Genomic DNA, 9,693 nt, shown 5'->3' on the forward strand with positions numbered 1-9,693 from the left:
ATCATTATTTTACTAATAACTTGCTAACTCTTTAAATTTTCGCTAAATAAGCATACCTTTGCGCCAAATTTAGAGGCGCATTTAAATGCAAAAAATAAGAAATATAGCGATCATCGCACACGTTGACCACGGTAAAACTACCCTCGTTGATAAGATATTACACAGTTGTTCCATCTTCAGGGATAATGAACAGACTGGTGAATTGATACTGGATAACAATGACCTGGAACGCGAACGGGGCATTACCATCGTTTCAAAAAACGTTTCGGTTATGTATAAGGATGTTAAGATCAACATCATTGATACCCCTGGTCACGCCGACTTTGGCGGCGAAGTGGAACGCGTATTGAAAATGGCCGATGGCGTATTGCTGTTGTGCGATGCCTTTGAAGGCGCTATGCCGCAAACCCGTTTTGTAACTCAAAAAGCTCTGGCTTTAGGCTTAAAACCTATTGTAGTTGTAAATAAGGTAGATAAAGAAAACTGCCGCCCCGAAGAAGTTTACGAACAGATCTTCGAACTGTTTTTTAACCTTGAAGCAACTGAAGAGCAGCTGGATTTCCCGGTGATCTACGGTTCGTCAAAGCAAGGCTGGATGAGCACCGACTGGAAACAGCCTACTGATAATATTTTCCCGCTGATGGATGCCATCCTTGCAAATATCCCTCCGGCTCCTGAGGCTGAAGGCACTTTGCAGATGCAGATCACTTCGCTGGATTATTCTTCCTTCGTCGGCCGTATCGCTATCGGCCGTGTGGCCCGTGGCGTTATCCGCGAAAACATGCCGGTTTCCCTGGTGAAACGCGATGGTACAATACAGAAATCGAGAATAAAAGAATTATATACTTTCGAAGGCCTGGGCAAAGTAAAAACGACTGAAGTAAAATCAGGCGATATCTGCGCGGTTGTAGGTATCGACGGTTTTGATATAGGTGATACCATTGCCGATTTTGATAAACCGGAACAACTGGAAGTTATCCATATTGACGAGCCTACCATGAACATGCTGTTCACCATCAATACTTCACCGTTTTTTGGTAAAGAAGGTAAGTTTGTCACCTCACGCCACCTGCGCGACCGGTTATATAAAGAAATGGAAAAAAACCTGGCCCTGAAGGTTGTTGAAACTGAATCGCCGGATTCCTATTTAGTATATGGCCGTGGGATCCTCCACTTATCGGTATTGATCGAGACCATTCGCCGCGAAGGTTATGAATTGCAGGTAGGCCAGCCACAGGTAATCATCAAAGAAATTGATGGTGTAAAATGTGAGCCGGTTGAAACCCTGATCGTGGATGTTCCCGGAGAAGTTGCCGGTAAGGTGATTGAACTGGTAACGCAGCGTAAAGGCGATCTTTTAGTTATGGAGCCAAAAGGCGACCTGCAGCATTTGGAGTTTGAAATTCCTGCCCGCGGTATCATCGGTTTGCGCAATAACGTATTAACTGCAACCGGTGGCGAGGCGATTATGGCTCACCGCTTTAAATCATACGAACCATGGAAGGGTAGTATCCCTGGCCGTTCAAACGGTGTATTGGTATCAATGGATACAGGCAAAACTACTGCATTCGCCATTGATAAATTACAGGACCGTGGTCGTTTCCACGTTGATCCCGGAGTTGATATTTACGAAGGCCAGGTTTTGGGCGAGCACATCCGCGATAACGATTTGGTGATTAACTTAACCAAAGGCAAGCAGTTAACCAACATGCGCGCTTCAGGAAGTGATACTAACGTGCGTATTGCACCGGCTATCAAATTCTCGTTGGAAGAATCAATGGAATATATCCAGGCCGATGAATACATCGAGGTAACCCCGCAAAGTATCCGCATGCGTAAGATTTTTCTGAACGAGAACGAACGTAAGGTAAACGCCAAGAAGTTTGTGAATCAATAATTGGTTGATTAAGTTGATTAGGTGAGTGGTTGATTAAGTTTACTGCTCCATATGCCGGTCAATCGTTCAATCCAAAATTGAAAGTTAAAAGCATTCTGAATTTTCAGGGTGCTTTTTTGCTTTCCGTATGAATTTCGCCATCAATATACGGGGTGCATAATTGGAATAAAAAAAATTGCAAATCACTCACCAAATCAACCTATCCGCTAAATCAACCAAAAACAATACATTTGCACAAATATGCGATTCCCTAACATCCCAGGTTTTGACCAGCAGGCATTTGAAAAGTATTTTAAAAATACGGGAATGTTGTTTGTGGGCCGCGTGGGCAGTTTGGCCATAAAAATGGTCGTCAGCATTATCCTTGCGCGGTACCTGGGCAGGCAATTCAACGGCATTTTAGCAGGAGGTACGGTCTATATTTACTTTTTTTCGGCTATCGCCACCCTCGGGTTGGATCAATTCATCGTCAAAGAACTCCATCAATTTCCCGAAAATCGCGACCAGATTCTGGGTACATCGTTTTGGATGAAGGTATTTGCCGGTTTTTGTTGTATCCCTTTAATTTATTTCGCTTACCTCATCTATCCCGCACACAAAACACCGTATAGTTACGTGTTCATCTTTTCGTTTATCGGGGTAATACAGGCGTTTACGGTAATTGATGCCTACTTCCAGTCGCAGGTGCAATCCAAATATATCATGCAGGTGCAAATTGCGGGTAACCTGGTATCGGCGGCCGTAAAACTGTTGCTGATATTTAATAGAATGCCCCTGATATGGTTTGTTTCCGCTTATACATTTGATTTTCTGCTGATCTCCATCGGCTATTACTTTACCTACCAGCGCAAACAAAGGAGTGTGTTTAACTGGTCATTCAACTTTAACTTGTCCAAAAAACTGCTCCATTATTCATGGCCGCTCATCATTTCCGGTATTATGGTTGCCCTTTACATGAAAATAGACCAGATCATGCTGCAAAATATGTATAGTGTTAAGGAAGCAGGTGCCTATGCGACAGTCGCCAATTTAAGCGAAGCCTGGAATTTTATACCTGCGGTGATAGTAACTTCTCTGTTCCCGGCAATTTTAAATGCCAAACGGGATGACGCTGCTCGTTATAAAAAACGCATCCAGCATTTGTACGACCTGATGGTTTATATCAGTTTACCTGTGGCCGTCATCATCACCTTCGCCGCGCCATTGATCTATAAATTATTTACGCCTGAATATGCTTATGCAGCGCCAACATTAGCAGTTCATATCTGGTCAGGAGTATTCGTGTTTTTAGGGGCTGCCAGCAGCCAGTATTTGATTGCAGAAAATTTTAACAAGCTCACCTTTATCCGAACCGGCTTCGGCGCAATCGTAAATATTGTGCTTAATTTGATCCTGATTCCACACATGGGGATGATGGGTGCGGCCATTGCCACATTGGTAGCATATGCCAGCGCAACCTTCTTTATCGTATTTATTCCAAAAGTTAACGACCAGGCAGTGATGATGTTTAAATCATTATTTTTAATTTCGCTGGTTCAAAAGATCATTAAACGATGAGTAATAAATTAAATTTGTTGTATAAAGTGTTTACAAGCCCCAAAAGGCTGCGTACATTGCTGTCATTTAATGATAAAGGTTACCTTGACCAGATAGGTTGGTTCACTGCATTTGACAGCCAGTCGCCGGTTGACCAGGACAATAACCCCATTCCCTGGGTTACCTATTCGTTTATCGATTTTATAAAGGAAAGATTAAACCGCCAGCATACCGTATTTGAGTTTGGCTCGGGCAATTCTACTTATTTTTATGCCAAATACGCCGGGATAGTGGTTTCGGTGGAGCATGATAAGGAATGGTTTGATAAGATCGTCAATACCAAACCCGAAAATGCCGAAATGATTTTTTGCGAATTGATTCGCGATGGCGATTATTGCCGTATGCCCTTAAAGCTGGAAGAAACCTTTGACATTATTATTGTTGACGGCCGCGACCGGGTAAACTGCTGCAAACAGGCGGTAAAGGCGGTTTCCGAAAAAGGGGTGATCGTGCTGGATGATTCGGAACGCGAATTTTATAAAGAAGGCATCACTTATTTAACCAATAAAGGGTTTAAAGAACTGGCATTTACCGGTATTTCTCCAGGGTTATTTTATCGCAAAGCAACATCAGTTTTTTACAGGGCCGAAAACTGCCTAAATATATAATATGGCTGAACAGATCATCAGCGGGAACGTTAAAACCGCATACGACGAATTTTACCAAAAGCACGACGAGGCCTGGCGTATGCTGGGCGCTAAATTCAAGGCACAGCATATTATAGATGTGAGTAAGGGCCGTATTTTCAAAAAAGTACTGGAAGTTGGCGCCGGCGACGGCAGCATCTTAAAGTTTTTGGCCGATGCCAATTTTGCGGAAGAATACCATGCGGTGGAAATTTCGGAAAGTGGCGTGGAGCATATCCTGGCTAGGAATATAGCAGGCGTAAAATCTGTGCAGGTATTTGATGGTTATACCCTGCCGTTTGAAAAGGATAGTTTTGACCTGATCATCCTATCGCACGTTTTGGAGCATGTGGAGCATGAGCGCATGCTGTTGCGCGAACTGAAAAGAGTAGCGCGCCATTGCATTATTGAAGTGCCGCTGGATTATAGGGTAGGGGTTGACAAAAGGATCAAGCATTTCCTGGCTTACGGGCATATCAATGTATATACACCAACATCGCTGCGGTACTTATTGCAGACAGAAGGTTTTGAAGTTGAAGATGACCTGACATCATTAATTGAACCGGAAGTAACCAGATTTAATACCTACGTTAATCAAAAAAAATCAAAAAGTTTGGTGAAGAATATAAAGATCAGTACCGAATACGCGTTAAAGGACTTACTCGGAATAGTTTTTGGGAAGAAGATGAATGAGAAGCTGGCTAATGCCTATACCGTATTGGTTAAAAAAGTTGACCAGCAGGTTAATATATTTTAGGTAACACAAGAGTATAAGCATTCCGTTCGCCTCACCTAAATCCTCTCCAAAGGAGAGGACTTAAAAAAAAGGATGCTTTTTCCTCCCTCTCCTTTGGAGAGGGACGGGGTGAGGCGAATTCGTGAAATTCGCATAAATTCGAAAAATTAGTGTCTAATCAATGCAGAACCTTGCGCCAATAGCCTTATTTGTTTATAACCGCCCGGAACATACCCGGCGAACCATCAGTTATTTGCAAAAGAATTTACTGGCTGAGGAATCGCGGCTTTTTATTTTTTCGGATGCAGCAAAAACAGATGCTGATAAAGCTAAAGTGGAAGAAATACGGCAATTGATCAAAGAAGTCACCGGTTTTAAATCTGTAAAGATCACCGAAAGAAAAGAAAACCTGGGGCTGGCAGAGTCCATCATCAGCGGCGTTACCCAATTGGTTAAGGAATATGATAAGGTGATAGTTTTTGAGGATGACCTGCTTTCATCGCCCTTTACCCTGCAGTATTTTAATGAAGCACTGGACAGGTATGCTAAAGAGGAAAAAGTAATGCATATCGGCGCATATATGTACCAGTTAAAAGCGAAAGATCTGCCCCAAACTTTCTTTTTCAGAGCTGCTACCAGCTGGGGCTGGGCTACGTGGGCCCGCGCCTGGAAAGACTTTGAGCCCGACGTGGATGTATTGCTGAAACAATTCGATAAAAAGAAAACCGACCGCTTTTCCATCGAAGGTACCATGAATTTCTGGAAACAGCTGCTGGGCTTTAAAGCCGGTAAAAATGATTCATGGGCCATCCGCTGGTATGCGTCCATTTTTTTAAAGGGCGGCCTTACCCTTAATCCTTCTATATCCCTTGTCAACAATATCGGCAATGATGGCACCGGCGTACACTCCAATAAGGAAAACATGTACCATGTACGAATAACACAAAAACCCGTTACTCAATTTCCTTCCGAAATTAAAGAAGACCCGCAGGCTTACCAGGCTATAAAAAACTTCCTGAAAAATCGCAAAGGCACCCTTTTGCAGCGCACCATTCGTTTCTTCAGGCAAAAATTGGGTGCCTGATCGTGCGCTATTTTACCAAATTTTCATCGTTCCAATTCATTCGTACGTAGTTCACCTTTTCGGTTAAACTGTCAATCTTCGGCCTGTATTTTTCTTCGTTTTGCTCTTTAAATTCAAGATAAAGGGTTTGGTACAACTGGCAAAGCAGGTCGACCAATTTTGCTTCAGCTTTGGCGGCCCTTGCCTTTTTTGCCGGCAGCGTTAGCTTTTTAAACTCAGCGCCCATTTTTTTTAGGTCTTTCAGTTCTGGGAGCCCTTTTTGTTCAATGGTATCCATTTTGTCCTGCCTGCTCATATCCTTACCAATCCCATAACCATAAACTGTCCCGTCATAAAAGTCATGGTTAAGATCCCTTGTTATCGCCTCGGTTTTGTCAACAAGAGCAGCAAATTCAGTTACCTGGTACCTGGGCATAAATGCCACGCTACAACCCACAAAAACAATAACGATGGACGAACCGACAAACGCAATGCCCCATTTTTTGATCAACAGGTTTTGATGATTCATCCCCAGGTAGGCTATCCATCCGAAAATGTATCCGGAGATCAGTCCCCCGAAATGCGCGGCGTTGTCTATGCCTTCACCAACAGGGATAATATTAAAGGCAACCACTATGGCGGTGCTGATTAATAGAGCTTTGCGGGCGCTGCGCTCATAAAAGTTTGTACTTACCAGGGCAAGCAAGATTCCAAATAAGCCAAATATTGCCCCTGATGCGCCGGCGCTTATTTCTGTGTAGTTAAACATCACCGAGATCATTCCTGAAATGATGCCCGTAAATAAATACATAAAAAGGTAATTCCATTTTCCCAGTTTACATTCTATCAAAGAGCCAATATAAACCAGGGCAACCATGTTGAAAACCAGGTGTACAATAGAGAAGTGTTGGAAGGTGCTGGTTAGCAACCGCCAAACCTGCCCGTTAAGCACCTGTGTACGGTGATTGAAACCAAATTGCAGGTACATTTTGTCCTGTATGGTTTCGCCCTTGCTTAAATGGAATTGGCTGATAGATAAAAACGCGGGTAAAATTTTAAACGCCATTGATGTACCGATAAACACAAGCGTATTTAAAATGACCAGCAGCGGCGTGATAAAATATTTCTCGCAGGGGATGATGGGCGAAAAGAAACCGTGCAACTGCTCCTTCCCTGCCATCGGCGGATCATCCAGGCTGAGGAATTGTTTTTCGGGCACGCTGTTCATCAATTCCTGGGTGGTCTCTGCCAGCTCGCTCTGCAAATGATATTCGGCGTAGGCAATTTCGTTAAAAAGCAGGTCAAGATTTTTTTGATTTTTGCCATAGCTGGTCCACAGACCCTGGTAACCCACGCATTCGCTTTTAAAAACAACAACATCATCCTTTACCCTGACCGATACTTCCTCAGAATAAGAAGCCCACGAAATAGGTGTATATGCAATGATGCCGTCATGGTCGAAATATCCGATATCCCAGCCAAGGTTAATCATGGCCTGGTAAATGAGGGTAAGGTAATAGTCGGCGTTGTAGTCGCCAAGCGGAATAGTTGCGATGCGATTAGGGGTAATTCCGCCGGGCATAAATTAATTGGATTTGGTTTGAGCCCCAATATAGTAAAAAGAGTTTAACCTTTCAATCCTTCTATTTCTTTCAAAGTTTTCGGCAGATATTTACCCAGCAGGTGGCTGCCGGTTTCTGTGATCAGGAAGTTATCTTCTATGCGGATTCCGCCAAAATCACGATAGGTGTTTAAAACATCGTAGTTGATAAATTCAGTGTGCTTTTTCTCAGCTGCCCAGCGGTCAATCAATTCAGGGATAATGTAAATGCCGGGTTCTACCGTAAGTACAAAACCTTTTTCCAGCTCGCGGCCCAAGCGCAATGATTTAAGGCCGAATATGGAGGTCTCCTTTTTCAGGGTGTCTGTATAGCCAACATAGGGTTCGCCAAGGTCTTCCATGTCATGGGTGTCCATGCCGAGCATGTGGCCCAGTCCGCATTGAAAAAACATGGTATGCGCGCCTGCAGCTACAGCCTCAGCGGCGTCGCCTTTCATCAGGTTTACTTGTGTCAGGCCTTCTACCAGTTTCTGGCAGGCAGCCAGGTGTATATCTTTATATCTCACCCCAGGTTTTAACATACTGATGGCATGGTCCATCGAATTTAAAACTACTTGGTACAATTCCCTTTGCCGGGTATTAAAACTACGCCCGACAGGGAAGGTGCGGGTAAGGTCCCCTCCATAGTGCATGGCATTCTCTGCGCCGATATCGCTTAAAACCATGCGCCCTTCTTCTAACGTGTTGCCGTAATAATGGGTATGCAGCGTTTGCCCATGTGTGGTGATGATGGCGGGGTAACCCAATCGTGCATTGGCTGCCAAAGCAGCTTCTTCTGCTTTGGCAACCAGTTCATACTCTTTAATGCCGGGGCGTGTATGTTTGATGACTGCCAGCTCCATATCAACACTGATAGACACGGCGTTTTCCATTTGTTCAATTTCCAGTGGCGATTTAATCACCCGCTGGGTGATCACCGCTTTGATGAGTTTTACGGAAACATGATCGGCAATATCCTCAAGGCTTACGTTAAGCCATTCCGCCAGTTTGATTTTATTTTCAGGCCGATAGGGCGGAAGGATATGCACCTTCCGGCCGGCTACGATGGCTTTGTGAATATAACGTACCACCTGCTGGTAAGGGCTGGTTTGTTGAACGCCTACCAGGGAAGCCATTTCTTTTACCGTAGGGAGCGTACCTGTCCAAACAATATCATCGATCGTCAGTTCGTCGCCAAAAATTACTTCTTCGCCGGTATCGGTATCAATAATGGCGGCAAGCCCTTGCACAGCCAGCCCGAAATAATACAAAAAACTACTGTCCTGCCTAAAGGGGTAGCAATTGTCCTTATAGTTCATGCTGCTGTCCTCGTTGCCAAGGAGCAGAATCAGGCCATCCTGACGGATGTGTTGCTTTAACGTATTCCTGCGGTCGATATAAACCTGTTCATCAAAAAGGTGGAGTTTCATTTTTTTAATCTTTATGCTAAATCTGTTTCACTGCTTTCAACACAATATAGGGCGACAACGCTTTACTCTCCATCGGCAACACTTTGGTGAAAATCTTCCCGGCCAGCCAGATGGTTTTCACCAGCGCTTTTACGATGCTGCCCTGTTCGGCACGGTTTTCCAGCCAAACACTGAATTTGCCATGGTAATAACTTTCTACTTCTGTAAGCCCCAGTTGCCGGCAATATTCCGCCAGCAGTGTCGGCTCCATGCAATTGATGTTGTGTTTATCGTAATTGGCCCTGTCGAATTTGCGCTGTACCCAGCCATTTACGGCTTTAAAATTCGGTAGGGTAACAAACAGCACACCGCCGGGTTTTAAAAACTGCAGGTGGGTTTCAAGGATCGCTTTGGTATCGTTAAAATGCTCAATCAGGCCAAAGGAGGTCACCAAATCATATTGTAAGGTCGGCTGGTATGCAAACAGGTCGGCTTCAATAATCTTTACATCGCCGTGTTTCAGCCCATTTTTCTCCAGCAGTTGGTCGATGATGCCTTCGTGGATAAAATAATCAAAAAGCGTTGTATCCAGCTGGTAATACTTTTTAAGAAAGGTAGCATAATAGCCCGGGAAACCGCCCAACTCAATAGCCGTTTTGATGTTTTTTTCTTTGATCAGTCTGGCCAGGATCTCCCCGAAGTGATAGTCCTGTTTCAGGTAAAAGATGATGTCGTTCTTCGATTCCCAAAAGGACTTCCAGATCGG

Annotated in this window: 8 protein-coding genes; 5 read left to right on the top strand and 3 right to left on the bottom strand. The window is 44.1% G+C overall.

The window, feature by feature from the left end:
• The first annotated feature begins 85 nt into the window (after nucleotides 1-85).
• The 5 genes from typA (at nucleotide 86) to QZY09_RS03210 (ending at nucleotide 5,939) form a co-directional block, all read left to right on the top strand.
• Entirely contained in the window at nucleotides 86-1,897 is a 1,812-nt protein-coding gene (typA, locus tag QZY09_RS03190; RefSeq protein WP_295667960.1) for a translational GTPase TypA, read from the top strand.
• 240 nt (nucleotides 1,898-2,137) lie between these two features.
• Nucleotides 2,138-3,454 carry a flippase gene (locus QZY09_RS03195; RefSeq protein WP_295667962.1) on the top strand — a complete coding sequence of 439 codons (1,317 nt, stop codon included), beginning with the start codon at nucleotides 2,138-2,140 and terminating at the stop codon, nucleotides 3,452-3,454.
• A complete protein-coding gene (locus QZY09_RS03200; RefSeq protein ID WP_295667964.1) occupies nucleotides 3,451-4,101 on the top strand; it encodes an FkbM family methyltransferase in 651 nt (216 codons plus the stop codon). The genes QZY09_RS03195 and QZY09_RS03200 overlap by 4 nt, the downstream gene beginning before the upstream one ends.
• A 1-nt stretch (nucleotide 4,102) precedes the next feature.
• Complete coding sequence (locus QZY09_RS03205; RefSeq protein WP_295667966.1) at nucleotides 4,103-4,876, top strand: class I SAM-dependent methyltransferase; 774 nt, start codon at nucleotides 4,103-4,105, stop codon at nucleotides 4,874-4,876.
• Nucleotides 4,877-5,036: 160 nt separating this feature from the next.
• Nucleotides 5,037-5,939: a glycosyltransferase gene (locus QZY09_RS03210; RefSeq protein WP_295667968.1), complete on the top strand. Its 903-nt coding sequence runs from the start codon at nucleotides 5,037-5,039 to the stop codon at nucleotides 5,937-5,939.
• Between the two features lie 7 nt (nucleotides 5,940-5,946).
• Here QZY09_RS03210 and QZY09_RS03215 read toward each other — a convergent pair whose 3' ends face one another.
• The 3 genes from QZY09_RS03215 to QZY09_RS03225 form a co-directional block, all read right to left on the bottom strand.
• A complete protein-coding gene (locus tag QZY09_RS03215) occupies nucleotides 5,947-7,500 on the bottom strand; it encodes a rhomboid family intramembrane serine protease (protein ID WP_295667970.1) in 1,554 nt (517 codons plus the stop codon).
• Nucleotides 7,501-7,544: 44 nt separating this feature from the next.
• On the bottom strand, nucleotides 7,545-8,948 hold the full coding sequence (locus tag QZY09_RS03220; RefSeq protein WP_295667971.1) for an aminopeptidase P family protein: 1,404 nt from the start codon (nucleotides 8,946-8,948) through the stop codon (nucleotides 7,545-7,547).
• Nucleotides 8,949-8,964: 16 nt separating this feature from the next.
• Nucleotides 8,965-9,693 (bottom strand): class I SAM-dependent methyltransferase (locus tag QZY09_RS03225; protein WP_367119157.1); only part of this gene is annotated, 729 nt, incomplete at its 5' end.

The organism is uncultured Mucilaginibacter sp., from assembly GCF_903913935.1.
Taxonomy (GTDB): domain Bacteria; phylum Bacteroidota; class Bacteroidia; order Sphingobacteriales; family Sphingobacteriaceae; genus Mucilaginibacter.

Bases quoted from the DNA above. Each gene is read 5' to 3' on its own strand.
- QZY09_RS03215 (WP_295667970.1), bottom strand. From the start codon at position 7,500: ATGCCCGGCGGAATTACCCCTAATCGCATCGCAACTATTCCGCTTGGC.
- QZY09_RS03205 (WP_295667966.1), top strand. From the start codon at position 4,103: ATGGCTGAACAGATCATCAGCGGGAACGTTAAAACCGCATACGACGAA.
- QZY09_RS03195 (WP_295667962.1), top strand. From the start codon at position 2,138: ATGCGATTCCCTAACATCCCAGGTTTTGACCAGCAGGCATTTGAAAAG.
- QZY09_RS03220 (WP_295667971.1), bottom strand. From the start codon at position 8,948: ATGAAACTCCACCTTTTTGATGAACAGGTTTATATCGACCGCAGGAAT.
- QZY09_RS03200 (WP_295667964.1), top strand. From the start codon at position 3,451: ATGAGTAATAAATTAAATTTGTTGTATAAAGTGTTTACAAGCCCCAAA.
- QZY09_RS03210 (WP_295667968.1), top strand. From the start codon at position 5,037: ATGCAGAACCTTGCGCCAATAGCCTTATTTGTTTATAACCGCCCGGAA.
- typA (WP_295667960.1), top strand. From the start codon at position 86: ATGCAAAAAATAAGAAATATAGCGATCATCGCACACGTTGACCACGGT.